At 68.7% G+C, this 25,434-nt stretch carries 21 protein-coding genes; 13 read left to right on the top strand and 8 right to left on the bottom strand.

The annotated features are described in order from the left end of the window. Window positions 1-785 precede the first annotated feature (785 nt). The 5 genes from HUA75_RS29110 to HUA75_RS29090 all read left to right on the top strand — a co-directional run bounded on the left by HUA75_RS29110 (window position 786) and on the right by HUA75_RS29090 (window position 6,321). Entirely contained in the window at window positions 786-2,273 is a 1,488-nt protein-coding gene (locus tag HUA75_RS29110; RefSeq protein ID WP_174488220.1) for a M20/M25/M40 family metallo-hydrolase, read from the top strand. A 184-nt stretch (window positions 2,274-2,457) separates the two neighbouring features. Next, window positions 2,458-3,516, top strand: coding sequence for a hypothetical protein (locus tag HUA75_RS29105; protein ID WP_371746216.1), 1,059 nt, complete (start codon window positions 2,458-2,460; stop codon window positions 3,514-3,516). Further along, a complete protein-coding gene (locus tag HUA75_RS29100; RefSeq protein WP_174488218.1) occupies window positions 3,513-4,286 on the top strand; it encodes a hypothetical protein in 774 nt (257 codons plus the stop codon). The genes HUA75_RS29105 and HUA75_RS29100 overlap by 4 nt, the downstream gene beginning before the upstream one ends. A 113-nt stretch (window positions 4,287-4,399) precedes the next feature. Next, window positions 4,400-4,966 carry a hypothetical protein gene (locus tag HUA75_RS29095; protein ID WP_174488217.1) on the top strand — a complete coding sequence of 189 codons (567 nt, stop codon included), beginning with the start codon at window positions 4,400-4,402 and terminating at the stop codon, window positions 4,964-4,966. A gap of 185 nt (window positions 4,967-5,151) precedes the next feature. Further along, entirely contained in the window at window positions 5,152-6,321 is a 1,170-nt protein-coding gene (locus tag HUA75_RS29090) for an adenylate/guanylate cyclase domain-containing protein (RefSeq protein ID WP_174488216.1), read from the top strand. A 7-nt stretch (window positions 6,322-6,328) separates the two neighbouring features. Here the strand turns inward: HUA75_RS29090 and HUA75_RS29085 are convergent, their stop codons facing one another. Then, complete coding sequence (locus HUA75_RS29085; RefSeq protein WP_174488215.1) at window positions 6,329-8,074, bottom strand: DHA2 family efflux MFS transporter permease subunit; 1,746 nt, start codon at window positions 8,072-8,074, stop codon at window positions 6,329-6,331. A gap of 260 nt (window positions 8,075-8,334) precedes the next feature. Here HUA75_RS29085 and HUA75_RS29080 point away from each other — a divergent pair, with 260 nt between their 5' ends. From HUA75_RS29080 to HUA75_RS29065, 4 genes are all read left to right on the top strand, one after another. Beyond that, a complete protein-coding gene (locus HUA75_RS29080; RefSeq protein WP_174488214.1) occupies window positions 8,335-10,293 on the top strand; it encodes a lysyl oxidase family protein in 1,959 nt (652 codons plus the stop codon). A 12-nt stretch (window positions 10,294-10,305) separates the two neighbouring features. Beyond that, window positions 10,306-11,457, top strand: a complete 1,152-nt coding sequence (locus HUA75_RS29075; protein WP_174488213.1) for a cysteine desulfurase family protein — start codon at window positions 10,306-10,308, stop codon at window positions 11,455-11,457. Window positions 11,458-11,554: 97 nt separating this feature from the next. Continuing rightward, window positions 11,555-12,781, top strand: coding sequence for an ABC transporter permease (locus HUA75_RS29070; protein ID WP_174488212.1), 1,227 nt, complete (start codon window positions 11,555-11,557; stop codon window positions 12,779-12,781). Between the two features lie 12 nt (window positions 12,782-12,793). Next, window positions 12,794-14,017, top strand: a complete 1,224-nt coding sequence (locus tag HUA75_RS29065) for an ABC transporter permease (protein WP_141643964.1) — start codon at window positions 12,794-12,796, stop codon at window positions 14,015-14,017. A gap of 91 nt (window positions 14,018-14,108) precedes the next feature. Here the strand turns inward: HUA75_RS29065 and HUA75_RS29060 are convergent, their stop codons facing one another. Then, window positions 14,109-14,276 carry a hypothetical protein gene (locus tag HUA75_RS29060; RefSeq protein ID WP_174456011.1) on the bottom strand — a complete coding sequence of 56 codons (168 nt, stop codon included), beginning with the start codon at window positions 14,274-14,276 and terminating at the stop codon, window positions 14,109-14,111. Between the two features lie 176 nt (window positions 14,277-14,452). Then, window positions 14,453-15,010, bottom strand: coding sequence for a hypothetical protein (locus tag HUA75_RS29055; RefSeq protein ID WP_254627805.1), 558 nt, complete (start codon window positions 15,008-15,010; stop codon window positions 14,453-14,455). Window positions 15,011-15,435: 425 nt separating this feature from the next. Here HUA75_RS29055 and HUA75_RS29050 point away from each other — a divergent pair, with 425 nt between their 5' ends. After that, window positions 15,436-16,683, top strand: a complete 1,248-nt coding sequence (locus HUA75_RS29050) for a phosphatidylserine/phosphatidylglycerophosphate/cardiolipin synthase family protein (protein WP_141643965.1) — start codon at window positions 15,436-15,438, stop codon at window positions 16,681-16,683. A gap of 25 nt (window positions 16,684-16,708) precedes the next feature. On the opposite strand, the gene HUA75_RS29045 is transcribed toward HUA75_RS29050, so the two are convergent. From HUA75_RS29045 to HUA75_RS29035, 3 genes are all read right to left on the bottom strand, one after another. Further along, a complete protein-coding gene (locus HUA75_RS29045) occupies window positions 16,709-17,068 on the bottom strand; it encodes a DUF2019 domain-containing protein (RefSeq protein ID WP_174488347.1) in 360 nt (119 codons plus the stop codon). After that, window positions 17,068-18,420 (bottom strand): hypothetical protein, encoded by a 1,353-nt coding sequence (locus tag HUA75_RS29040; protein WP_246137283.1) that lies wholly within the window; start codon window positions 18,418-18,420, stop codon window positions 17,068-17,070. The genes HUA75_RS29045 and HUA75_RS29040 overlap by 1 nt, the downstream gene beginning before the upstream one ends. A gap of 102 nt (window positions 18,421-18,522) precedes the next feature. Beyond that, a complete protein-coding gene (locus tag HUA75_RS29035) occupies window positions 18,523-19,152 on the bottom strand; it encodes a DUF3575 domain-containing protein (RefSeq protein ID WP_174488211.1) in 630 nt (209 codons plus the stop codon). A 286-nt stretch (window positions 19,153-19,438) separates the two neighbouring features. On the opposite strand from HUA75_RS29035, the gene HUA75_RS29030 reads away from it, so the two are divergent. The 3 genes from HUA75_RS29030 (at window position 19,439) to HUA75_RS46260 (ending at window position 22,850) form a co-directional block, all read left to right on the top strand. Next, a complete protein-coding gene (locus tag HUA75_RS29030) occupies window positions 19,439-19,975 on the top strand; it encodes a GNAT family N-acetyltransferase (RefSeq protein WP_141643967.1) in 537 nt (178 codons plus the stop codon). Between the two features lie 342 nt (window positions 19,976-20,317). Then, window positions 20,318-21,592: a hypothetical protein gene (locus tag HUA75_RS47005; protein WP_254627804.1), complete on the top strand. Its 1,275-nt coding sequence runs from the start codon at window positions 20,318-20,320 to the stop codon at window positions 21,590-21,592. 523 nt (window positions 21,593-22,115) lie between these two features. Then, a complete protein-coding gene (locus HUA75_RS46260; protein ID WP_217446303.1) occupies window positions 22,116-22,850 on the top strand; it encodes a hypothetical protein in 735 nt (244 codons plus the stop codon). Window positions 22,851-23,085: 235 nt separating this feature from the next. Here the strand turns inward: HUA75_RS46260 and HUA75_RS29015 are convergent, their stop codons facing one another. Both HUA75_RS29015 and HUA75_RS29010 read right to left on the bottom strand, forming a co-directional pair. Next, a complete protein-coding gene (locus tag HUA75_RS29015) occupies window positions 23,086-24,006 on the bottom strand; it encodes a hypothetical protein (protein WP_174488209.1) in 921 nt (306 codons plus the stop codon). A 61-nt stretch (window positions 24,007-24,067) separates the two neighbouring features. After that, complete coding sequence (locus HUA75_RS29010) at window positions 24,068-25,378, bottom strand: sigma 54-interacting transcriptional regulator (RefSeq protein WP_174456007.1); 1,311 nt, start codon at window positions 25,376-25,378, stop codon at window positions 24,068-24,070. Between the last annotated feature and the right edge of the window lie 56 nt (window positions 25,379-25,434).

Here is a 25,434-nt window from a genome sequence, read left to right as displayed (position 1 = left end):
GCGAGACGCCACGGCCCTGGGGGGAGGGGGCCGTACGTCGCTTGGTGCATGACGGGGATAAACGAGTCTTCACGGACATAGACACCATTTCAGGAAAAAATGCATGTCCGTAATTCGTTGGGCCGAGCGCGCGGACGTGTGCCCGGGTGCTGGGCAACCACGGAGCCGAGCGGTGACGGCGCGTGCCAATTCCTGTCGCATTGTCGAAGCGCTGTTCAGGTTGCCAAGGGGGGTGCGAATCCACCGCAGGCTGGGTGCGCAGGGCTTCAGTGCGCACCACGTCTGTCTTCCAGGACGGCAACCCATATCCACCACGTCAGGGAAGGGTGGAGGTTTGGGCAGACGTCGTGGGGCGGAGGCGCGCGTCCGGATGGCAGGCTTTGATCTCCCCCGCCAGCCCAGAACACACTTCCATACCCGCTTTTTGTCAGCGGTGCTGTAAAAGTGAACCTTCACCCGGGAAATTATGTCCGCTTGTACGCTGAGTGAGGTACCGGGCTTGACGTCGTTGAGAATGATCTTCAACATGCCCGCCACGTTTCCTCCCAAAGAGTGAGACGCAGCGGCGGTAATCGCCTCCCCCAAAAGCGATATCGCCGTATGAAGTCCCAGTTGAGCCCCGCGCGCCGCGTTCCCCCTCTCGGCGCGCGGTGGCCCCTGGGATTCCCGGCAAGCTCCTCGAAATCACCAGGCAGGCACGCCTCGCTCGCACCCCGCGTGGAGCGCATCTCGCTTGCGAGCCCCCAGGGCCGGGCGGAGAGTGGGCGCCTCTTTCGGAGGTCCTCTTGCCCGTCTCCACGTTCATCCTGTCTTCATCCCTCGCGCTGCAACTCGTCTCGGGGGCCGCGCCGGTTGCCACGAAGTCCGCGCCCACGAAGCCCGCCCAGACGGCGAAGGCTTTCACGCCGCCCCTGGCCGTCGCGGAGAAGCTGGTGGGGCCCGCGCTGACGGAAGGTCATTCCTATGCGCGGCTCGCGGAGCTGACGGATGGGATTGGACCGCGCCTGTCGGGCTCCGAGGGCGCGGCGGCCGCGGTGCAGTGGGCGCTGCGGAGCTTCAAGGCGGACGGCGTGAAGGCGTGGACGGAGCCGGTGAAGGTGCCGCGCTGGGTGCGAGGGGAGGAGCGCGGCGAGGTGCTCGCGTCCGAGCGCACGCGTGGCCATCCGCTGTTCCTGCTCGCGCTGGGTGGCAGTCCTCCCACCGCGCCGGAGGGGCTCACGGCGGAGGTGGTGGAGGTGACGTCGCTGGAGGCGCTCGCCGCGCTGGGCGACGGGGTGAAGGGGAAGATTGTCTTCTTCAACCACTCGATGTCGGTGGCCGCGGACTACGGCCGCTTCGCCGGGCTGCGTGGCCGAGGCCCCGCGCTGGCGGCGAAGGCGGGCGCGGCCGGAGCGCTGGTGCGCTCGCTGGCGACGGCGTCCCTGCGCACGCCGCACACGGGGTCCACGCGCTTCGAGGACGAAGGCCCGCGCATCCCCGCGGCGTCCATCACGACGGAGGACGCGGATCTGCTGCACCGCCAGCTCGAGAAGGGAGCGGTGCGCGTGAAGCTGGTGCTGGGGTGCTCGGAGCTGCCGGACGCGGACTCGCACAACGTCGTCGCGGAGATTCGGGGCCGGGAGAAGCCGCAGGAAATCGTGCTCATCAGCGCGCACCTGGACTCGTGGGACGTGGGCACGGGGGCGCATGACGATGGCGCGGGGGTGGTGATGGTGATGGAGGCCGCGCGGCTCATCGCGAAGCTGCCGCAGGCGCCTCGGCGCACGGTGCGGGTGGTGCTCTACATGAACGAGGAGAACGGGCTGCGCGGTGGGCGCGCGTACGCGGAGGCGCACGCGGCGGAGCTGTCCCGGCACGTGGCGGCCATGGAGATGGACGCGGGCGGTGGGCGTCCGGTGGGCGTGAGCCTGCGCGCGGGCGCGGGTGGGCAGGAGCTGCTCAAGCCCTGGTTGTCGCCGCTGGTGGCGCTGGGCGCGGCCAACTTCTCCGCGCGTGAGGCGGGGGGCGCGGACATCAGCCCGCTCTTGCCGGCGAGGGTGCCGTTCTTCGGCGTGGAGGTGGATTCGAGCCGCTACTTCGACGTGCACCACACGCATGCGGACACGCTGGACAAGGTGGACCCACAGGACCTGGCGCGCAGCACCGCCGCCACCGCGTGGGTGACGTACGCCCTGGCCGAGTCCCCGGACACGCTCGTCCGCCCGGAGGCGCCCGCCGCGCCGCCCGGCTCTGCGCCCGTGGCCGCGCCCCAGAAGGCCAGCGCGGGGCACTGAGCAGGGGGGGCCCTGCAATTGAGTGCATAGCGAATCACTCAATTTTGTCGATAGTCTGCAGATTACACTCAGTCTGCTGGCGGCCTTACTGTAAATCGGCCAATATCGACAAAATTAAATGAAGCCTGAGCGACCTCATTTCAGGGAAGAATTCTGGGAAAATCCGCCATCACTCCCCCATGGCGTGGAACTCTTGCGCCAAGAAGCCCTGGTTGTTCCTCGAACGGGGCCTGGAGGGGAGTCCACCTACGACCTCGCGGAGGTCCGGCTCCCAGAGGCGAGGGTGCCCGTGTTGTTGAGCTACCGGGCGCCCTTGTTCCCGGTGGATGTGCTGGCGCAGCGAGAGAAGCTGGGGGACTTGCGTGAGCAACTCCGGCGTAGGGAGTCGGGGACGCACAGGCTGCCCGCCTTCCGCATGCCGATGTTGGTGACCGACTCCGCGTCTTCCCGTGTGATTACGGCCTGCGAGGAAGCCGAGGTCGCGCTGGTCGACTCGCGCGGAACGTTCTTCCTTCGTTCGGGCAGCACCTTCATTCGTGTGCAAGGGCGTGGCTCCTCGAGCCGTGCTCCTCGGGAGCCCGTGTTCCATGGGAAGGGAAGCCGCATCGTGCGCGTCTTGCTCCAGTCCCCTGCGAGCAACTGGACGGTCCGCGCGCTCTCCGAGCAGACGCAGACGAGCTACGCCTACGCGCATGGCGTCATCAAGAAGCTCATCCAGTACGGCTATGTCGAAGGGGGGCGAGGTGTTGGCATCCGGCTGCGCGAGCCGGTGGGGCTGTTGAAGGCATGGGTGGACAGCGGCCGGCCAACAGCGACCTCGAAGGAGGGTTTCAACGCGCCCTCGACGATGCCAGACGCGCTCCGCCAGGGATTCTCCGAATTGGCGTCCCGGGGGATTCGCGCCGTCTTCACCCTGGCCAGCGCCTTGTTACCCGAGGAGCGCTTCGTCTCGGGCGTGCCGCATGGGCTCTATCTCGCGGGTTCGTTGGACGCCGCCGTCACCGCCTTTGGCTTGCGCCGGATGACGCCGCACAACTTCTGGATTCATCGCGCGGACCCCGCCGCGGAGACGGAAGTGGGGGGCATTTACTTCGCCCAGCGGCAACTTCCATATGGCCTGGGCGTCTCGCTGCCCCAGTTGACCGTGGACTTCAAGCACAGCGGTGGAAGGGGCAGTGAGCAGGCGGAGGAGTTGATCATGCGCTACGCGCGAGCGCTGCCTGTCTCGGAGGGAATGTCGTGACGGATGAAGAGCGGTTCGACGAAATCCTGGGGGAGTTGGGTGAACTGCTGCTCGACCTGGGTGACCTCGCGTACCGCGTGATGCTCATTGGTGGGCAGGTGCTCGCGCTGGAGTCTCGTCTGCGGGGTGGTACAGGGGTCATCTTCGTCGAAACGGATACGGGGGTCGGGGTTGATCGAGGATTTTCGTTCGAGCCCGACCTGCTGTTCGACATGGATGGGTCAGAGTTCATGGCGGAGCGCCTCCCCGAGGTCCTCCATCAGAGGGGCTTCAAGAGGGTCCGGGATTTCCGTTGGTCGAAGGTCATGCCGAGTGGACAGGACATGGACCTGGACCTCTTCGCGCCTGACGACGTCGAGGTCTCGGAACTCCCTACGCGAATGACACCGCTGCCGGACTCACGGGTCGCGCTTCGTCGGAGTCAGCGTGTGTCGCTCAGAGTGGGTGGCAAGTCCTTGGCGATTCTGTTGCCGGATGCCGCTGGTTTTCTCTCGATGAAGGAGCGCGCCAAGCGTGAGCAGCGCCCCGAGAAGACCAAGGACTGCTTCGACATGTTCGTATACGTCAAGCTGGTGGGGACCGAGGCTGTCCGTGCTTCGCTCCAGGCTGCTGGAGAGGACGGGCGAGCACTTCGCGACAGGTTGCTGACGCTCTTCTGGAATGCTCACTCGAAGGGTGTCCAGGATGTCCTCACGTATGCCGCCAGCCATGAGGACGAGGAGCGCGCCTTGCTGGCCCAGGCCGTCGTCGACCTGTTCGCGGAGCTCTGACCCTGAGGCTCGTTCGCGCGGGTTCTCTCGAATGCTGTGCCACTTGCTTTTGTATCCAGGTGGCAATCATGACCTAGGATGCCGCCCCTGCTGACTCATCCCGGAAGGGGCTCATGTCCGAGGCGTTCTACGTTCGAGTGGGGAAGGTCGAGGAGCGGAAGGTCACGTTCCAGTGTCTGACGGGGTTCGCGGGAGGTCTGACGGACTACGCCAACACCCGGTCCTTCGCGCTGATGCTGCTCCTCGATGCGAAGGAGCGCGCGGGCGACACCCGCTATCTCGTGAGGAGCGCGCCGCCCGCCGTGGCTGACGCGCACCTCGCGTTGGCGGAGAAGGCCGCCAACGCGCCCTCGTCGCTCCACAAGGACGCGGGCAACGCCAACGTCTTCGAGGCGAAGTGGCACGCCCGGCATACGCCCCGCTTCGTGGAGCGCACCTCCGTCCTGGAGCGGTACAACGACGTCGGCGAGGAGAAGCTCCGGGAGACCTTCGAGGAAATCTCCCCCCTCCAGGACCAGGGGCGGTGGCTGTTCCTGGAGGCCGCCTGGGCGCGCATGCACCGCTTCGACCTGGCCGTCGAGGTGACGGACGCGAAGTACCTGGAGCACCTCGCGGAAGGTCATCTCTTCGCGACGACCGCCTTCGACGTGTGGCTCGAATCGAGGCCCCTTCCTCCCTGAGTCCGGGATCGGGCGAGGACGGGCACCTGGCTGCCCGCTCCCCTGGCACGTCGTTGACGCCCTGGTGACGTCATGGTTCCGTGACGCTTCTCCCGGCACGGCCCCGCCGGGGAAGTGGTGAGAGCTTCGTGACTGTGACTGCTGGAGACTCGCGGCCTCGCCGCGATACCCCTGCCGGGGAACTGATGGACTGGCTCACCTCGGAGGCGAGGCGGCTGGCCAGTCCCGCCCCGCTGCTGGAAGGCCTGTGTGAGCGCCTGTTCGCGCTCGGCGTGCCGCTGTCCCGGGTGTCCATCGTCCTCTTCACGCTGCACCCCCTCCTCCACGCGAAGAGCTTCCGCTGGCGCCCCGGTCAACACGGCACCACGGAGGTCCACCCCCACGGCCTCCAGCACCTGCCCGCCTTCTCGCGCAGCCCCTTCAAGGCCCTGCAAGAAGGTCTGCCCATCATCGACCGTCGGCTGGAGACGCCTCTGGGCGAGGACGACTTCCCCATGTTCGCCGAGCTGCGCGCGGAGGGCCTCACCGAGTACCTCGCGCTGCCCGTCTGCTTCAGCGACGGCTCTCGCCACGCGGTCTCCTGGTCCACGTCCGCGCCCGGAGGCTTCACCGACGCACACCGTGTCATGCTCCAGGCGCTGCATCCGCTGCTCGAACTGGTGCTGGAGGTCATCGCTCGCAGGGACATGACGGGCGTGCTGCTCGACACGTACCTGGGCCGCGACACCGGCCGACGCATCCTCCAGGGACAGATTCGACGTGGTGACGGAGAGACCACGTCCGCCGTCATCTGTCTGAGTGACTTGCGCAGCTTCACCGCGCTGTCGGACGCGCTGCCTCGCGATGCGCTGCTGGAGTTGCTCAACGCCTGGTTCGAGACGATGGTCAGCGCCTTCCACTCTCACGGCGCGGAGGTGCTCAAGTTCATGGGCGACGCGGTGCTGGCCATCTACCGCATCGACGAGAACTCGCCGGTGGAGGAGCGGTGCGAGGCCGCCGCGCGCACCATCCATCAGGCGGTGGCTGTCTGCGCGCGCGACAACGTCAACCGTCGCCGCGAGGGCCTGACGCCCTACGAGTTCGGCGCGTCGCTCCACGTGGGCGATGTGATGTACGGGAACATTGGCGCCTCGGACCGGCTCGACTTCACCGTCATTGGCCCCGCGGTGAACCTGGCCAGCCGCATCGCCGGCCTGTGCGCGGGGCACAACGTGCCCGTGCTGCTCTCCGAGTCCTTCGTCGCCCACTACCGCGGCGGCGTGAAGGACCTGGGCCACCACCCCGTCAAGGGCGTGCCCCACCCCGTGCACATCTACACGCTCGAATCGGAGTCCTCCGCGCGCACCTTCGCGTGAGCGCGCTTCACTTCGCCGGTGTCCGCACCCTCCCGCGTTGCAGCGGCTGCTCCGGCAGTCGCAGCGTCACCAGGAAGGCGAGCAACGCGACGAGGATGGCGCAGCGGTACACCGCCTTCACCGCGCGCGTGAAGGACTCCTTCAGCGCCCGGTCCGTCCGGTCCACGGCCTCCAGCGCGCGCTTTTCCTGGGCATCCACACCCGCCACCGCGCTGTCCGACGCCTTCACCCGCTGACGCTCGGCTTCCAGCTCCGCGCGCACCCGCTGCTTCACCTCCTCCGCGTGGAAGGCCGTTCGCGCCGCGCCCCCTTCGCCTCCCGCGCCAGGCACCTCGGACAGCAGCTCCTCGCGAAGGTGGGGTGGGAGTCCCTCGGTGGCGCTGGCCACGCGGATCCCCAGTTCATGGGACAGCGTCGTCGCGAACACCGCGCCCATCAGCGCCACGCCCAGCGTCATCCCGAGCTGCCGGAAGAACGTCGCCGCCGACGTGGCCACGCCAATCCGTTGCGGTGACACGGAGTTCTGGATGGCCAGGGTGTAGAGCGGAATGGACGGCCCCAGGCCCACGCCCACGAGGACCATCTTCACCGTGACTTCCGCCTGCGTGGAGTCCGGCGTCAGCGTGAAGCCCATCACCGTGAAGCCCACCATCAGCAACACGAGCGAGCCGAGCATCAGCCCCTTGTAACGGCCGAGGCGCGACACGAGCTGTCCACTCAGCACGTTGCCCGCCACCACGCCCAACGTCAGCGGCGTCAGCGTCAGCCCCGAGTGTGTCGCCGACAGCCCCACCACGTTCACCATGAACAGCGGAAGGAAAACGACGCCCGAGAGGAACACCGCGCCGATGATGAACACGGCCGCGTTCCCCAGGCCGAACGTCCTCTGCCGGAACAGCTTCAAGTCCAACAGGGGTTCCCGCGCGCGTCGCTCCTCGCGGATGAAGAGCGCCGTGCCCGCCGCCGCCAGCGCGAACATCCCCAGCACCTGCCAGGAGCCCCACGCCCAGCCGCCCCCATGGGCCACCTGGTCCGAGCCCCGTCCCAGGCTGAGCGCGAGCAGCAGCGGCACCACCGCCAGCGCGAGCAGCACCGCGCCTGTCACGTCGAGCTTCCCCCGGGACACGCCCTCCGGCCGCAGCTTCGGCATGCGCAGCAGCACGAGCGCGAGCGCCACCGTGCCCACCGGCAGGTTGATGAAGAACACCCAGTGCCAGCCCAGCCGGTCCGTGATGAAGCCACCGGCGAGCGGGCCCACCACGCTCGACAGGCCGAACATCGCGCCGAACAGGCCCTGGTACTTGCCGCGCTCGCGGGGCGGGAAGAGGTCGGCGACGACCGACAGTGCGCCGGTGAACAGCGCCGCGCTGCCCAGCCCCTGCACCGCGCGGAACAGGACGAGCGACACCGTGGAGCGCGACACGCCACACAGGAAGCTGCCAAGCAGGAAGACGACGATGCCCGCGGCCAGCACCGCGCGGCGGCCGAGCAGGTCCGACAGCTTCCCCCACACGGGCACCATCATCGTCGAGGCGACGAGGTACGACGTGGTGAGCCACGGGTAGAGCGCCGGAGAAATCCCCAGGTCCGCCTGGATGGCCGGGCCCGCGGTGGCGACAATCGTCTGGTCCAGCGCCGCGAGCAGCAGCCCGAGCAGCGCGCCCAGCATCGTGAAGACCTTCTGTGCGCGGGTGAACGCGGGGAACGCGGCGGGCGCTGCCTCCGGAGACGTGGGCGCGGCGGACGGAGCCATGTTCGCGAGAAGGCCCTTCGGTGCGAAGGGTTCGCGCGAACTTGGGCGCTGTCCGCGTGATGTGCCAGCGCTCCCACAGGTCGCGTTGGCGAGATGACAGACGCCTGGCGCGTGGAGAGATGCTGGTCATGGGACAAGCATCTGGCAGCAGTCGCGGAGCCGCGGGAATAGCCTTGGGCCTCTCTGCTCCCCGGCGCTCGAGAGGAACGACCGCGATGCGTCTGCCTTCAACCCTGTTCCTGGTCACAGAGGAGTCGCTCATGCGTGTGTCCTCGAGGTCGCTGGTCGTCGTGTGCCTGCTGTCGTCGCTGGTGGGTTGCAAGGACGAGGAGCCGGAGCCTCCTGTGCCGAAGCCCACGCTCTCCGAGACGCCGCTGTGGCAGGTGAAGGCGGACCCAAGCTTCCCCGACGAGTGCTTCGGCAGCTCCGTGGCCCTCGCGGACTTCGATGGAGATGGTCGCAAGGATCTGGCGGTGAGCTCGCAGGCTTGTCAGGAGCTGCTCGTCAGCTCACGCAACCCGGGGCGCCTGTCCATCTTCGTGGGGCAGGAGAAGTTCTTCTCCACGCAGGCCGTGTCCGCCGCGCTGAGCTGGCAGAACACGCACCCGAACGCCTCCGGACAACAGCTCCGCGTGGAGTCCGGCGAAGTGAATGGAGATGCCTACGCGGACCTGCTCGTGTATGGCCGCTACGGCGTCTCCGTCTTCCTGGGCCAGGCGGACCTGGCGGCGATGCTGTCCGCGCCGTCCTTTCGCGTGCCAGGCAATGGCACCTTCCAGAACAGCCTGTTCGTGGACCTGAATGGCGACGGGCTCGACGACCTCGTCGCCAATCACAGCGCCTCGCAGCGCTTCTACCTGTCCACGCCAGGGGCGGGAGGAGAGGGCGGTCTGTTCACTCTCGCTCGCACGCGCACGGGGTACTTGAGGGCCTCGTTCGTGGGAGACCTGAACAAAGACGGGGCCGAGGACGTGTCGCTGGGGTTTGGCGGTGGCAACCTGGGCTACTTCCTGGGCTGCAAGCCCGGGAGCGCCTTCGCGTGCGACGGCCCCATCTCCGCCGAACCCTGGCGAATCGAGACCCTGGTCGGACGCGGCAACCTCCACCCGGACCTGAATGGCGACGGACATCCGGAGACCTTCGCGTTCTCGGAGTCGGGCCCGTTCCAGTTCCACCTCTCCCAGCCGGACGGCACCTTCTCCCCCACGCCCGCATGGTCCACCCAGGGCGACCCCGCGTTCCCCTACGTCAGCAGCTTCGCCGGCCTGGCCTCCGTGGGAGACATGGATGGGGACGGCGTGCGCAACGACTTCGTGCTGCACTCCTCGGGACGGCTGTACCTCTTCTCACCGAAGGACGGCATCTCCCAGTCGATGCACCCCGTCTGGGCCTGGCCGCGCGCGGACGCGGTCCCCAGCGGCTATGGGACCTACCGGCGCTACTCCATCGCGGTGCCCGGGGACCTGAACGGCGATGGCTTCGATGACCTGGTGGTGGCCACCACCGAGTTCGGGGACATCCTCGACGTGCCCATGGGAGAGGTGTCCATCCATGCCGGAGGGCAGGTGCCCGCGACGCCCGCCACGCCGCCGCACCTGCCGTCGCCCCAGGCCTGTGGACTCCAGGTGGACGAGGTGAACGGCAAGCCGGACCTCACCGTGGACCAGGACGTGCTCGAGCGCACGGTGCATGTGGTGTGGAGGAACTTCGAGGAGGAGGATTGCGAGGTGAAGGAGCAGTGCGTGCTCGCGCCGGGTCGCCGCAAGCTCCTGCGCTTCAGCACCTCCATCCAGAACCTGGGCAACAAGGCCGCGGTCCTCCCGCCCATCAAGGAGAACCCGGACCTTTACGTCTTCGACGAGTGCCACGGGCATGACCACCTCACCAACTTCGCCGCGTACGAGCTGCGCGACTCGGCGGGCAACGCGGTGATGACGGGGCGCAAGCAGGGTTACTATCTGGTGGACGTCCAGAGCTACTGCTCGGACGCGGCGGCCTCGACCTTCCACGAGCCCATGGGCATCTCCGCGGGCTGGTCGGACATCTACACGCTCGACACCCCGTGCCAGTGGGTGGACATCACCGACGTGGCGGACGGCACGTACTCGTTCCAGGTCAGCGTGGACACCCGGGACATCGTCGAGGAGGGAACGGTCCACCCCAACACCGTGGCCTTCCCGGTGCGGTTGGAGGGAGACACCGTCACGGTGCTGCCGTAATCCTGCGGGGCCATGAGCCCCGAGCGCCCGCTGTACCTGGACCACAACGCCACCACCCCCGTGGACCCGGAGGTGGTGGACGCCATGCTGCCGTACCTCCGCGAGCACTTCGGCAACCCGTCCAGCGCGCACCCGTATGGACGCCGCGCCCATGAGGCACTGGAGCTGGCGCGCGCGCAGGTGGCCGCGCTCATCGGAGCGAAGCCCTCCGAAATCCTCTTCACCTCCGGCGGCACGGAGGCCAACAACCTGGCCATCCGGGGCACCGCCGAGGCCCGAGCTGAGCGGCGCCACCTGCTCACCTCCACCATCGAACACCCCGCCACGACGCTGCCCTGCGACGCGCTGGAGTGGCGCGGCTGGCGCATGACGTGGCTGCCGGTGGACGCCGAGGGCCGCGTGCGCGTGGAGGACGCCGAGCGCGCGCTCGACGCCGAGGGCGCGGAAACCGCACTCGTGTCACTGATGCATGCCAATAACGAAACGGGCGTGTTGCAGCCGGTGGCGGATGTCGCCGCGCGGGCCCACCGTCACGGCGCCACCGTGCACACGGACGCGGCGCAGTCGGTGGGGAAGGTGCCGGTGGATGTGAATGCGCTCGGCGTGGACCTGCTCACGCTGGTGGGCCACAAGCTGCGCGCCCCCAAGGGCGTGGGCGCGCTGTATGTGCGCGAGGGCACGCCGCTGCGCGCGGTGACGCTCGGCGGAGGCCAGGAGCGCGGGTTGCGGCCGGGGACCCAGAACGTGCCGTACGCGGTGGGGCTGGGCGTCGCGTGTGAGCTGGCGGGCAGGCGGCTGGCACGGGGTGGGAGCGCGGCGCTCGGGGTCCTGAGGGAGCGGTTGTGGGCGGGGCTTCGCGAGGCGGTGCCGGGCGTCACCTTGAGCGGGCAGGGGGCCGAGCGGCTGCCCAACACGCTCCATGTGCGCTTCCCTGGGGTGCGGGGTGGAGCGGTGCTGGCGGCGACGCCGGAGGTGGCCGCGTCGACGGGGTCGGCGTGTCACGATGGGGGGGAGTCCGCCTCGCCCGTCCTGCGGGCGATGGGAATCCCGGAAGCGGACGCCCTGGGCGCGGTGCGCCTTTCCCTGGGGCCCGACACTTCCCCGGAAGAAGTGGATCGGGCGGTGGTTGTACTGGCGCGCGGGTGGAGACAGGTGGCGGGCTGAAATCTCCGTGCAATCATCGCCCCGCTTCCGGCGTAGGGCGTGGTACCGGAGCGTGCCGCCGGTGCGGCGCCACCGCCGACGCGAGAGGGTGTTTCACGTGAGCATCAGGGTCGACGTGTGGGAGGGCGGGCGCATCGCGCTGTTTTCGCTGCGAGCCAACCGCCTGCGAACGGTGCTGACGACGGTGGGGATTGGCGTGGGTGTCTGCACGCTGCTGGCCATCGTCGGCATCATCCAGGGCATCAACCAGTCCTTCGCGGACCAGCTCGCGCAAATCGGCGCCAACACCATCCAGGTGTCCAAGTTCCCCTGGGCCATGGGCGGTGACTGGTGGGAGTACCGCAACCGGAAGAACCTGACCGTGGACATGATACCCGCCATCCTCCAGTCCTCGGAGCACGTGGTGGCGGCGGCGCCCATCTTCTACGACAGGGCGGAGGTGCGCTTCCTGGACCGGCGCATGACGGGCGTGCTGGCCGCGGGCACCACGGCGGACTACTCCATCATCTCCTCCTACACCGTGGACAAGGGGCGCTTCCTCACCGACGCGGATGTGAACACGCGCTCGCCGGTGGTCGTCATCGGCGCGGAGCTGACGCGCACGCTGTTCCCCGGGCTGGACCCCGTGGGCCACCGCATCCTCCTGGCGGGCAGGCCCTACCGCGTGGTGGGCACGCTGGAGCCCAAGGGCACCGTGCTCGGTGAGAATCAGGACATGACGGTGCTGATTCCGTACCGCACCTTCCAGGAGCACTTCGGCAAGCGCAACTCGCCCAACATCATGGTGTCGGTGGACTCGCCCGAAAACACGCTCGACGTGGTGGACCATATGACCGCGGCGCTGCGCCGCGCACGCGGGACGCCGCCCGGGGTGAAGGACGACTTCGCCATCAACCGGCCCGAGCAGCTCGCCAACATGTACGCCAAGCTCACCGGTGCGCTGTATGGCGCGGCGACGGGCGTGGGGCTCATCACGCTGCTGGTGGGTGGCATCGGCATCATGAACATCATGCTGGTGTCGGTGCGCGAGCGGACGCGGGAGATTGGCGTGCGCCGCGCGTTGGGGGCGAAGAAGCGCACCATCATCATCCAGTTCCTGCTGGAGGCCTCCAGCGTGTCCGCCGTGGGCGGCGCCCTGGGGACGCTGGTGGGGCTGGGGCTGGCGAAGACGGTGTCGTTCATCACGCCGCTGGCGGCGGCGGTGGAGCCGCTGACGGTGGTGGCGGGCGTGGGCTTCGCCGCCACGGTGGGCCTGCTGTTCGGCATCTGGCCCGCGGCGCGCGCGGCGAACCTGGACCCCGTGGAAGCGCTCCGCCATGACTGAGGAGACACCGCGATGATGGCGTTGCTGGACACGTTGCGGCTGGCGTTCGGGACGTTCGTCTCCAACCCGCTGCGCTCCTTCCTGACGCTCTTGGGCATCGTCATCGGCGCCACCACGGTGGTGGCGATGATGGGGCTCATCGAGGGCCTGCGGAACCAGGTGAACGAGAACCTGTCCGAGCTGGGCGCCAACTGCTTCCAGGTGCAGCGGCTGCCCTTCGGCGCGGGCAACCTGTCCCTGGCGGAGCTGTCGCGCCGGCCCCGTTTCACCTTCGAGGACCTGGACGCCATCCGCGAGCTGCCCTCGGTGCTGACGGCGGCGGGGGAGGACTCCAAGGGTGGACAGAAGCTGTCCACGCAGCAGCGCGAGACGCGCGCCAACATCGGCGTGTGGTCCGGGACGCCAGAGTACTTCCAGACGAACTCCGTGGTGGTGGCCACGGGCCGCGCCTTCACGGACACCGAGTACCTGGATGGCCGGCGCGTCGCGGTCATCGGGCCGGATTTGGCGGACACGCTGTGGCCGGGGATGGAGCCGTTGGGGCAGACGTTCCGCCTGCAGGGCCGCAACTTCACGGTGGTGGGGACGACGAAGCGCAAGGGCAGCTTCCTGGGCGGTGGCGGCCAGGACAACACGGTGATGATGCCGCTGACGGCGTTCCGTCCGCTGTACGGCCTGAACAACTTCCGGGTGAGTGTGCAGGCGCACTCGGCGGAGGTGCTGAAGCGGGCGCAGGACGAGGTGACGGTGCTGATGCGGCGGCGTCACGGGCTGAAGCCGCTGGAGGCGGACGACTTCTTCGTGTTCTCCAACGAGAGCTCCACGGAGATGTTCAACAACATCTCCCAGGTGATTTCCGTGGCCAGCTTCGGCGTGTGCCTGCTGTCGCTCCTGGTGGGCGGCATTGGCATCCTGAACATCATGTTGGTGGCGGTGACGGAGCGGACCCGGGAGATTGGAATCCGCAAGGCGCTGGGCGCGAAGAAGCGGCGCATCCTCGCGCAGTTCGCCACGGAGGCGGTGGTGCTGTCGCTGACCGGCGGAGTGCTGGGGGTGGCCCTGGGTGTGGGGCTGGCGCACCTGGCGCGCTGGGTGCTCGGCCTGCCCACCGAGGTGCCGGGCTGGGCGGTGGGCGTGGCCCTGGCGATGAGCAGCGGTGTGGGGCTGGGGTTCGGAATCTATCCGGCCGCTCGCGCCGCGAAGCTGGACCCCGTGGAGGCGATGCGCACGGAGTAATGCGCCACCTGCAGTCCCGCCGTGTCCCACGAAAAGGGGCCCCGCCCGCGTACAGCGGACAGGGCCCCTTTGAACGTCTAGACCCCGGGAATTACGGGCAGGGGCCGGTGCAGATGAGCTGGCCGGTGATGGGGTGCTTGTAACAGAACGGAGCGCACTCGGACTTGGGGGCCTCGGTCGTGAAACCGGTGGTCACACCAAAGACCGCGACGAGCGCGGTGAGGGCGGCAGCAACACGGAGGTTCTTGAGAGCCGACATGGGGGTGTGTCTCCAGACTGCGTGTCTGTACGGCCCGGCAAGCATGGTATTGAACGCAATTGATAACAACTAAGAAATCAAGAATAGCTCTGGGCGTGTGGCTTTGCCGGAAAGACTCGCACGCAGCGAGCCGGTGAGACATCGCTGCTCAAAGCGTTGGTGTGGCGCGCTTGTAACTATCGAGTGTGTTGGTTGGAGCGAGGCCCACCGCCGGCCCATTGGTAGCCGAGGGTCGCACCCGCGCCGATGAGGGCGAGGCCGATGAGGGCGCGTGCGCTCTTGAGGCGGGTGCTGGGCTCGGCCAGCTTGGACAGCAGGCCGTCGACAGCGGCGGCGAGCAGGGTGCCCGCGGCCGCGCCGCCGAGTGCTCCGAGGTAGGCGTCGGTCTGGTCCTGGCTGCGTCCGAAGGCGAGCTCGCCCATTCCCCAGGTGCCGAGCGCGGCGAGCGGTGGGGTGAACAGGAGTCCTCCGCCGAATGCGGCGACTTCCAGGTCCGCCCAGCGTCCTCCGCCCGGCGTGGTGGGTCGGAGGAAGAGCAGGCGTGAGGGCAGGTAGCCCGCGAGCATTCCAGCGGCGGTCTCCGCCGTGGTGGCGCCCAGGCGCGTGTCACCGCCGACGCGCGTCGCGCCCCACACGCCACCGAGTGGCAGCAGGGCCAGTCCTCCGTGGGCGACCCATGCGCCCGTGGACAGCGGGAGGTCTTCCGGGGCCGAGGGGACGGGGACACCGCTCATGCCGGGCAGGCGCGTTCCGTCGGGGCTTGCCGCGGAGGTGGTGTCGTCGCGGAGGGAGAGGGCGCTTCGTGGGTCGTGCGGCGCGCGTGGCCCCTCGGCGTTCGTATCGCGCGGATCCGTTCGCCGCAGCGGTGCGTCCGCGGCGAAGTGGCCTGGTGACGCGGACGCGGAGGGGGGGCCGAGCAGGAGCGCGAGGAGCCAGGTGCTCAGGAGGAAACGTGCTCTCGGAGGCGGTCTTGGCATGGGGCTCGCGGGCCGGGTGCGGACGAGGAGGGTGCTCACTCGCGGGACCTGGCTCCACCGGGCACCTGGCCCGAGTGCCCTGCGTCGCACACTGTGCTCGTCCCGAGGTGTTGGCGGCTGGACGGCCCGGGGTGTGTCCGTTGGCAGGTGCCGACCGGGCGGGGAGCCACTAGCTTCGGACGGTGAAGCTGGCCTGCTCCGTGCTCTTCGCGTTGCTCGTCGCCGGGTGCCCTGCTCCGAACCATCGGCATGACCTCCGGCTGCGCTCTCTGCCCACTGGAGCGGGAGAGACGCGCTCGCTCGCGTTCTTCCAATCGCTCGGTGTGCCGCTGGCCCCCGGGCATGGCGTGGAGCTGGTGGAGAACGGGCACGTGTTCGACGTGCTCGAAGCGGAGATTCGCGCCGCGCGCTCCAGCATCCACATCGCCAGCTACATCTGGCGCCCGGGAGAGCCGTCGGAGCAGTTGGTGCGCGCGATTCGCGAGCGGCATCCCGGCGTGGCGTGTCGCGTGCTGGTGGACCCGCTGGGCAGCGTCAACTTCGAGCCCGTGGGGATGGAGCTGTCGAACGCGGGCTGCGAGGTGCGCGTCTTCCGGCCGATGCAGGGGGCACTGCCGTCACTCGATGCGGCGCGCATCAAGACGCGCATGCACCGCAAGCTGGTGGTGCGTGATGGCGAGGTGGGTATCACCGGGGGCTTTGGCATCTGGAAGAGCTGGCTCGGTGATGCGGAGGGGGAGGAGTTCTGGCGGGACATGAGCGTGCGTGTCGAAGGGCCTGTCGTGCGGGACATGCAGGTGGCCTTCGCCCAGAACTGGCAGGAGGCGGGTGGGGACTTCCTTCCGGTGGAGGCGTTTCCGGAGCTCGCCGTGCGCGGTGGGGCTCGCGCGGGCTTCGTCGCGAGCACGCAGAACCGGTTCCTCTCCGACGCGCGGCGGATGACGTTGCTCACCATCGCGGCGGCGCGGCGGCGGCTGTGGATCGCCAACTCGTACTTCATTCCGTCCGAGGCCATCAGCGACATGCTGCTGGAGAAGGTGAAGCAGGGCGTGGACGTGCGCGTGGTGGTTCCCGGGCGTCATCACGACATCGCGCCCGTGCACGCGGCGCAGCGCGCGACGTATGCGCGGCTCCTGGAGGGCGGCGTTCGCATCTGGGAGTACGAGCTGTCGATGATGCACTCGAAGACGATGCTCGTGGACGAGGACCTGTCCGTGGTGGGCTCGACGAACCTGGACCCGCTGGCGCTGAGTACGTCGGACGAGTGCTCGCTGGTGGTGGAGGACGAGGCGCTGGCGGCACGGCTCGCCGCCGCGTTCGAGAAGGACCTGCGCCACTCGCGGGAGATTCACTGGGATGGGTGGCGCCGCCGCGGCCTGCTGCAGCGCCTGGGCGAACAGCTCCCCGGGTTCATCGGCGACTATCTCTGAGCGTACCCTGTGACGCGGGGAGGGCTCATGAGGAGGGCTCCGGGTCCAGCGCCCAGGTCCCTTCCTCCCAGCGTTTCAACGCCTGCTGCGCACCGAAGGGAATCAGTCCCTCCCCTCGCGCGGCCTCTTCGAGAACCGCTTTGGCCTCGGCTGTTCGATAGCGGAGCAGATGGGCGGCGGCCATGACTCGCACATCCATCCGCTCATGCGCGAGCAGGACCGAGAGGGCATCCCGACCGGCATTCCCGTGAGCCAGGAGCTTGTCGACGGCTGCACCGTACTTCCTGGCGTGCTTGTTTCCGGTCCTGGCATCGCCGCGCATGATGGCCTCGGTCTGCGCGGCCACGCTTTCGGCGAACTGCTCGACGAGTTCCTCCACGTTCATCACCAGCGCCCTTTCCCGATGTTCTCGATGGCCGTCAAGCCGAAGTCTCGCTGGAACTCGAGTGACCGCGTCTTCAACCACTGCCGCACGGTCAATGGCGAGCCCGTGATGTCGCGGCGAATCGACGAGAAGAACGCGCTGACGCGAGTATGCAGCCCCTTGTCCAAGGGCACGACGTTCTCGGTGTTGTGAAGTGCATGGGGTCCAAACCGCCGCACGTTGTCCGGCGTCTGCTCGACGATGTGATGCCACTCCTGGTTGTTCCCCGCTGGGCCCATCGCCTTCTTGAAGCCACTGAACGACCCCCAGGATTTGTAGCCACTGGGGCGAGCCCTCGCCGTGGCGCTACCGCTCGGGTGGCTGGCCGCCATGGCCACGGCGCCGGGCGCGAGCGCGATGGTGACTGTCTGCGCACTCACTGCCACGGCTTCCACGCCACCGACCGCCATCAACTGGATGCCCAACTGGGACTCTGCCCGGACCGCCGCCTGCATGACGCCGGGAAGTCTCGGTACCCGGGTCGCAAGTCCCGCCGCGGTGTTTCCGATGGCGGCCGTAGCCAGCAAGGCGAACGCGCGTGCCGCGTTTCGGCCCAGGACCTTGCCATAGCGTTCTCCCGCCTCGCGAAGTCCATCAAACGTGGTGGCCTGGTCAGCCGCCTCCACCATCGCCTTGAAGCCCTCGATGAGACTCCAGAAGGTGTCGATGCCCACATAGGCGATGAGCGTGGCGGTCATCACGGCGGCGAGCCCCTTCGACAGGGGCTCGGGCACCGCGAGCAGAATCATGTAGGTCGTCCACGTCCAGAGAGCTGCTGTCATCAGGGCCTGGGGGTCGGCCATTCCCTGGAACGCATCCATCATCTCGTCGAGCACCACGCCTTGGGCCAGGGCCATCGACAGGGCGTAGCGGCTGTCCCCCGTCAGGGTCGCGCGCTCTCCGAGAAGCCTCAGGCAGTCACCTGCTCCGTGGGTGCGCTCGCACCAGCGAAGGTAGGCGCGGGTCAGCTCCTGCTCCGCCGTTGATGGTTCGTCATCCAGGTGTTCGCCCGGCCCGAGGGGAGTGACGCGATGGCCGCGTGGTTCGAACAGGTATGAGCCACTGCGCGCACTGACGTCGAAAAGTCGCTGGGCGGCTTCCTGCGGACGAGCGGAGGGACGCGCGGCCCTGGCAAGTTCTTCGAGGGCTTCCTCGAAGTCGTCGCCATCGATTTCCAGCGGCTGACTGTGGCTGTTGGGTGGGATGAGGACGACGGACTCGTGCCGCTCGAGTTGCAGTCGAACCGAGCGCGTGGTGCCGCCGCATCCCACCGACAACATCAGCAACAGGGGAACCCAGGACCTGGGTGTCACGTGGTGCCCTCCCGGTTCAAACTTCGAAAAGGGAGAGCACAGGGGCCTGCGTGCTCAGGAGTCAATGGAAGTCGCGACGCGGTGCGCGCGAGTGCTCCCCGGTCAGAAGCGGAAGGTGGCCGCCATCTGGACGAGGGGCTCCACTGCCTCCTGCTCCTCGACTTTCTCCAGCACGTCCGTGGTCTCGCAGATCATCAGGAAGCAGCGGGTGACCTCGCGCGTGGTCTCCGTCCGGGTATGCGTGGTCTGGGCTCCCGCGCTGACCGACAAGTGCCACCGGTCCCCGAATGGATGGGCGTAGCCCACGAGGCCACTCAGCGAGGTGCGGGTCCCCTCCGTGTTTTCGTCCAGGTCGAAGAGGGTGTGGCTCGCCTGCGCCGACACGAAGACACCCAGGAAGGACTGCTGGCTGAAGTAGATGCGGCTGCCGAGCTGAAGGCCCACGGCGTTGATGTCCAGCCCCAGGTGCGTGCCGCCGAACACCGTCAAGGCCGGCTGCAACTGCTGCTCCATGTTCACCATGAACACGGGCGTCCGCGTGGGGCCTTCGTCCATTTCGAAGGAGTGGCCGTGAAGACCGAAGTGGAGCGCCGTGCCCCACGACGCGGTGTCCTGTCTCGTGTCTTCGATGAGCAGGGGCTGACCGGAGGTGTCGTCCTCCTGGGCGAAGGCCTGGCCCGGGATGACGAAGAGCGCGGTGAGGATGACGAGTCGACGGATGTGGAAAATCATGGCGCCGCCCCAAGGCAAGCGGTGTGCCGGATGCAACCGCGCGAGATGACAACACCGGGGGTGCGCGGATTGCGCAGCGCTCTGCACAAGCGCGAAGGCCACCTCGCTCCGACCGGGGCGGCCCGGTGGCAGGCACAGCCACGCCCGAGTCTTCGCTCAGCGTGAAGCCGCGTCGTCGGTGTCGCATGACTCGCTCACGTGCGCCCCAACCTCCGCTTAAGGGGCGGCCTGGGGCGGGACGCGGGGCGGAGGCACGTCACACGTGCGCGTGGTAATGGCTGCTCGCATGAGCATCCGGGACTTGGTGGGTAGGGCCGTCATCCGCGAGGCACGGCCCGAGGATGACGTGGCGGTGGGTGACTTGTTGATTGAAGCCTTCACCTCGCAGTACGCGAAGAAGCTCCCCGACGTCGTCTACACCGACGAGCGAAAGCGGGAGCTGCGGGACGTGGCCGCCCGTCGGAAGATCGCCACGTTGCTGGTGGCCGAAGTGGAGGGCGAAATCGTGGGCACCGTGGCCCTCTTCCCCCCGGATGCTCCTGGCTCCGAAGCCTGGCTGCCTCGCGCCGTGGACCTGCGAGGACTGGCCACCGCCGTGAAGTTCCATGGCTCCGGGCTGGCTCAGCTCCTGCTCGACTCCGCCGAGGCGATGGCTCGACGCTGGGATGTCGACGCCGTGTGCCTGCATGTCCGTCGCGGCGCGACCGGGGTTGTTCGCATGTACATGGCCCGTGGTTATCTGCGTGAGCCCTCGGGCGACCTCGACCTGCCCAGCGTGTACCTGGAGGCGTATGTGATGCGCTTCAAGGAGACCACGCACTAGCGAGCGCACCTTCGGGCTCGGAGCCGCGCGCTCGCTACTTCGCGCCCAAGGGAGCCTGCTCCTCGCTGTATCGATTCGGGTCTCGTGCCGCGCTCACTGCTGGAGCGCATTCCCCCGAGCCCCGTTGAGTCGCCGCCCTGATGACCACGGTCATCAGCCCCCCGACGTCTGTCATCAGGCCCGCCCCTGTTTCGGGCTTGGCGTCTTGTGCTTCCTCCGTGTTTCCAGGGGCTTGGCCCACGAGGCCCTGCGTGGAGACCCTGGCACACCATGTGCTCAAGGGTCCTGCATCGGCTGACCTCATCCGGTCCCTTCGCCACCCATCCCCCGAGGAACATCGTCATGGCGCTCTCCCCCATCTCCCGCCCCGTTGGTTCCCTCTCCGCTCCTTCGCTCCCTGCCCGCACGGAGCTGTCGTCGCAGGCGATTCCCCCGCGCACGAAGGAGTCCTCGGTCCAGTCGCTCTTCCAGAAGGATGGCTTCGAGTCTTCGGGTGGCCTCAAGAGCGCCGAGGGTCTCCAGCAGCTCGTGAAGATGCTCGCCGCGCAGGTGCAGTCCCTGGGCGAGCTGGCGCAGGCGCTCGGTGGCGACAAGGGCGGCCCGGGCAAGCTCGGCGACTCCGCTCCCCTGGGCCGGGTGGGCGGAGTGCGCAACCCTGGCTCGATGGGTGAGGGCGCGCCGCGCATGGGCGGGCTGGCGGATCAGGCTGTCGCGGGCGCTCAGCCGGCCGGGCTCGATTCCTTCGGCGGCATCCCGGACCTCGGTGGTGAGGGCGCGCAGTTCGGCGGCGTGCCGGACCTCGGTGGTGAGGGCGCGCAGTTCGGCGGCGTGCCGGACCTCGGTGGTGAGGGCTCGCAGTTCGGCGGTGTGCCTGACCTCGGTGGTGAGGGCTCGCAGTTCGGCGGCGTGCCCGGCCTGGGCGCGGAGACGGGCATTCCGGACAGCATGCTGCCCCCGATGCCGGGCGCGCCCGTCCCCCAGCAGAAGGCCCTCGCCAGCACGCCCACCGAGCAGCCCGCAGCGGGCGCCACGCCGGTCGACGCGAGCCAGAAGGCCGCGCAGCCCAACGGCGTGAAGAAGGACGGCAACACGCTCACGCTCAACAACGACGGCGACAAGCCGATGACCGTGAACTTCACCCCCAACGCGGGCGAGAAGGCCGTCGACTCCGTCACCCTCCAGCCCGGCGAGAGCCGCACCGTGAAGTTCCCCGAGGGCTGGTCCGGCAACTTCCGCAGCGACGCCGGTGACGGCAAGAACGCCACGCTCGGTGAGGTGAAGTTCAACGGCGGAATGGGTCAGACCTACTACGACGTCAGCTACATCGAGGGCCACAACACCGCCATGACGATGCAGCCGGAGAGCGGTGGCCGGAAGTCGGGAACCCTCGACAACCTGCTCTCCTCCGCCCCCGACGCCGTGAAGGCCAAGGGCCCGGACGGCTCCGCGTACGGCATCAAGAAGACCACCACCTCGGATGTGCAGGACTCGTCGGTGGTAGACTTCTTCCGCAAGCACGTCGGCGCGGACCAGGGCTACGTCATCCCCAAGGACGACGCGAGCACGCTGGGAAGTGGTGACAGCAACCTCGTCGTCCACCTGAAGAACCTGACCTGAGCCACCTCGACGCCCCCGCGTCGGCCCCCTCGCCCTCATGAGTGTCCGCTGGCCCCAGAATGTCCCCCGACCCGGGGTCCCCGCCCGGCAGGCCAGGGAAGAGGCCGCTCGCGAGCAGTCCAAGCCCGCTGAAGCCAGGTCCTCGAACAAGCCCGCCGCGAAGGGACCCACTGGGAAGCCAGCGACCGGAGGACGCGCCGGCGCCCGCCCCACCGAGGGCGACAAGGACAGCGCGCAGGGTGGCGTCCACCGCGATGGGATGGAGTCCGGCACCCAGCGCGGCTCCGCGGAGGGATTGGCCGGGGGCTCTCCTCGAGGGACTCCGGAAGGGCTGGCACCCGGCACCGCCCGAGGCACCACCCCCTCCGCGCCCAACCTTCCGAATCCCTCACAGGCGCCGCGACTCCCGGAAGAGAAGCTCGCGCGTCAGGCCCCTTCCGTCCCAACCGAGTCCCCGCGAGAGCGCGACGTCGCGGAAGAGGGAACCCGAGAGGACGCACGCGGCGCGCTCGAAGGCCGCGCCATGCTCCGCGGCGCCGTGCTGGAACGGCTGGTCCGAGGACTCACCGAGGTCGAACAGAAGCTGGCCACGTTCCTGGAGAACCCCGGCCGCCAGGGCGTCGTCACCCTCCCGGTGGTCCTCAGCGAGAGCTCCGTCACGTACGAGTTCTGGAGGCTCGTCAGCGTCCAGTCCGATGACCGGAACTTCCTGGCCCAGTCGCTCGGCTTGCCCGTCACCGCCGACGACGCGCTGCTGCTCCAGACGCTCCGCCAGGAAATCCACGCGGCCTTCGACGAGTTCCAGCGCTCACCTTCCGGCAAGCAGGCCCGCGCGCGCTACGAAGAGGTGCTGACCCGCTACGAGGCCGCGCGAATCCAGCCCGTCATCTCCGGCCACGACACCGGACCGCTCGCGGCCGAGTGCGCCCGCCTCCAGCTCCCCTGCGAGCCGGATTTCACCCGCTCGCTCCTGCTGTCGCCGCTGCAGCTCGCCGTCGCGCTGTCTCCCGAGGAGGGCACCGCGACGCAGGTCATGGTCGCCGGCCTGACGCTGACGCAGCTCGGCGCGCTGGTGGGCCACCTGCGCCGCCTCAACCCGATGCTCGGCAACGCGCAGGTCCGGCAGTTCCTTTTGCGCGCCGCCACGGACCTCAAGAACGCGCTGCGCAAGCCGCTGGGTGACGCGGAAGTGGAGCGCGTGCAGGAGCTGGCGAAACAGCTCCTGCGCCTCCAGGCCGTGGCGATGCTCCACGTCTGAAGTCGACTCCCGCGCTCAGGCGCGGAACGACGAGGCACGCAGCGCCTGGTCCGCCACCGGGTCGAACCGCACGGAGGTGGGCCGCGCCTCGGCCTCCGCTCGCGACTTCTCCCTCAGTCTGAAGTCGACTCCCGCGCTCAGGCGCGGAACAGCGAGGGGCGCAGCGCCAGGTCCGCCACCGGATCGAACCGCACGGAGGTGAACAGCGTCTCGGCCTCCGCTCGCGACCTCTCCGTCAGGAGGATTCGCGGGCGAAGTTCGACTTGGACCGGGAGCCACCGCCCTCGGTGTTGCCGAGCGCCGCGACCTTGTGGCCACCCTGCTCCGCGCGCTGCGCTTCGGTGGTGCCCTCGGCCTTGTCGATGACGAGCATTCCGCCGCCCTGGTGCTCGCGCCAGCTGGTGCCCACCGCGTCTTCCAGCTCGCCCGCATCCAGGGAGACAGTCTTGCCGGTACCAGGGTCCTTCACCTTGTACTTGCCCTGGTCGTCCTTGCCATCCACGGTGACCCAGTGCGCGCGGCCCTTGCCGGCGTCCTTCAGCGACGGGTCCACCTTGTTGGAGTCCACCAGCACGGCGGCCTTGCCGTCGCGCTTCAGGGCCTCGTCCATCAGCCCCCGGTCGAACGTGGAGGCGCTCTGCGTCACCTGCGCGCCCTCGTGGGCAATCATGTTCGACAGCTCGTGCGCCGTCGTCCCGTTGCCGTCGGTGAAGCGCGACTCCAGGGCGTCCATGGTCTGCTGGTCCGACGCGGCGGCCGTCGTCCCGGTGCCCGTCGCCTTGCCCAACATCACCGCCACCGCGGAGCCGCAGTTGGCGTCCTTGGTCTGCTCCAGGACCGACGGGTCCTTGTCCTCATCCCAGCCACCCAGCGCCGGCGCGGCCTCGGCCATGTCCTTCACGCAGCTGACAATCCGGGCCGTGGCGGGGGAGACCTCGCCCGCGGCGGTGGGAGCGGTGAAGCGCTGGGACCAGGCCTGCCGGGAGGCTTCCTGCGCGCCGTACGCGTCAGCGGGCTGCTCTTCCAGCTTCGCGACGGGGGCGGCGGGCTGCGTCTCTGTCTCCGCCGAGGGGCCGGCGACGGGCACGCGCACGACTCCGGTGCGCGACTGCTCGACGGGGGTCCTCGCCAGGTTCGGGGGCAGGGTGACACTCACGGGGGGCTCCTGGGCACAGGGAGAGCGTGGAAGGCCAACCTACCCGGAAACCGGCCGGGCGTTAAGTCTCCCGCCCCGCATCCAGCTCGTGTTTGCGCAGCAGTTTCTTCAAGTAGACACGGTCGATGTCCGCCTCGCGGGAAGCGCGGGAGATATTGCCCTCGCAGCGCTCCAGGAGGTTCTTCAGGTAGTCGCGCTCGAACCCCTCGATGAGCCGCTCCTTGGCCTCCTTGAAGGGCAGGTCCAGCTCGACCTTGGTGCTCCCCTCGCCGGAGGACTCCAAATCTGGCAGGGCCTCCTCGCCCAGGTTCATCACCTGCTCCACCACGTTGCGCAGCTCGCGCACGTTGCCGGGCCAGGGGTACTGGGCGAGCAACGCGCGCGTCTGGTCCGACAGCGCGCTGGGCGGACGGCCCGTCGTCTGGAGCATGTGGTCGATGAGCACCGGGATGTCCTCCGGGCGCTCGCGCAGGGGCGGCAGGCTCACGCGCAACACGGCGAGCCGGTGGAACAAGTCCCGGCGGAACTTCCCCTGCGTCACCGCCTGCTCCAGATTCACGTGCGTGGCGGCCACCACGCGCATGTTCACCGTCTGGTAGTCGTTGGCGCCCACGCGCTTGACCTGCCGGCGCTCCAACACTCGCAACAGGCGAGGCTGAAGCTCCAGCGGCAGCTCGCCGACTTCGTCGAGGAAGACGGTGCCATTCTGCGCGCGCTCGAAGGCGCCCGCGCGGTCTCCCTGCGCGCTGGTGAAGGCGCCCTTCACGTGGCCGAACAGCTCGCTCTCGATGAGCGTGGGCGGCACACCCGCCAGGTCCACGATGACGAAGGGGCCCTTCTTGCGCGGGCTCTGCTGGTGGATGGCCTCCGCGCACAAGTCCTTGCCGGTGCCCGTCTCGCCCTGGATGAGCACGTCCGCGCCACCGGGGGCCAGCCGCTCCAGCAGCGTGAAGGCCTCGCGCATCTTCCGGCTGTTGCCCACCAGCGCGCCGAAGCGGTCCTTCGAGGACAGCAGCACCGAGCGCTCGCGGGTGTCCTCCGGAATCAGCTTCAGCTCGGTGGTGCCCAGGGTGATGACGATGCCGGGGCGCAGCTCCAGGGACGTGAAGCGCAGCCGCTCGCAGAAGGAGCCGTTGTGCGAGTCCAGGTCCGTGGCCACCACGTGCTCGTCATGCACCTCCAGGCGGAGGTGCTGGCGTGACACGGCCTTGTCATCCAGGACGATGTCGCACGTGGGGGCCTTGCCCACGGTGTACACGCCCTGCTTGAGCGGATGCACCTTGCCGGAGTCAGGGCCCGAGAGGACCTTGAGCACCATCTTCACCTGGCCGGCCCGGCCCCGCGTCAACGTGGCCGTGGCATCCAGGTTCATCTCGTCGTCATCCGGCGGCACTGACACCCCATGGACGGTAGCACGGCCCGGAAAGG

Origin of the sequence: Myxococcus sp. CA040A, from assembly GCF_013336725.1 — a bacterium.
GTDB lineage: Bacteria > Myxococcota > Myxococcia > Myxococcales > Myxococcaceae > Myxococcus > Myxococcus llanfairpwllgwyngyllgogerychwyrndrobwllllantysiliogogogochensis.
Note: the sequence above shows the minus strand (reverse complement) of the source record. Positions and strands in the feature narration are given on the sequence as shown.

Excerpts from the sequence above, each read along its gene's own strand:
- HUA75_RS29095 (WP_174488217.1), top strand. The coding sequence starts at position 4,400 with ATGTCCGAGGCGTTCTACGTTCGAGTGGGGAAGGTCGAGGAGCGGAAG.
- HUA75_RS29090 (WP_174488216.1), top strand. The coding sequence starts at position 5,152 with ATGGACTGGCTCACCTCGGAGGCGAGGCGGCTGGCCAGTCCCGCCCCG.
- HUA75_RS29085 (WP_174488215.1), bottom strand. The coding sequence starts at position 8,074 with ATGGCTCCGTCCGCCGCGCCCACGTCTCCGGAGGCAGCGCCCGCCGCG.
- HUA75_RS29080 (WP_174488214.1), top strand. The coding sequence starts at position 8,335 with ATGCGTGTGTCCTCGAGGTCGCTGGTCGTCGTGTGCCTGCTGTCGTCG.
- HUA75_RS29075 (WP_174488213.1), top strand. The coding sequence starts at position 10,306 with ATGAGCCCCGAGCGCCCGCTGTACCTGGACCACAACGCCACCACCCCC.
- HUA75_RS29065 (WP_141643964.1), top strand. The coding sequence starts at position 12,794 with ATGATGGCGTTGCTGGACACGTTGCGGCTGGCGTTCGGGACGTTCGTC.
- HUA75_RS29060 (WP_174456011.1), bottom strand. The coding sequence starts at position 14,276 with ATGTCGGCTCTCAAGAACCTCCGTGTTGCTGCCGCCCTCACCGCGCTC.
- HUA75_RS29055 (WP_254627805.1), bottom strand. The coding sequence starts at position 15,010 with ATGAGCGGTGTCCCCGTCCCCTCGGCCCCGGAAGACCTCCCGCTGTCC.
- HUA75_RS29045 (WP_174488347.1), bottom strand. The coding sequence starts at position 17,068 with ATGAACGTGGAGGAACTCGTCGAGCAGTTCGCCGAAAGCGTGGCCGCG.
- HUA75_RS29035 (WP_174488211.1), bottom strand. The coding sequence starts at position 19,152 with ATGATTTTCCACATCCGTCGACTCGTCATCCTCACCGCGCTCTTCGTC.
- HUA75_RS29030 (WP_141643967.1), top strand. The coding sequence starts at position 19,439 with ATGAGCATCCGGGACTTGGTGGGTAGGGCCGTCATCCGCGAGGCACGG.
- HUA75_RS47005 (WP_254627804.1), top strand. The coding sequence starts at position 20,318 with ATGGCGCTCTCCCCCATCTCCCGCCCCGTTGGTTCCCTCTCCGCTCCT.
- HUA75_RS46260 (WP_217446303.1), top strand. The coding sequence starts at position 22,116 with ATGCTCCGCGGCGCCGTGCTGGAACGGCTGGTCCGAGGACTCACCGAG.
- HUA75_RS29010 (WP_174456007.1), bottom strand. The coding sequence starts at position 25,378 with ATGAACCTGGATGCCACGGCCACGTTGACGCGGGGCCGGGCCGGCCAG.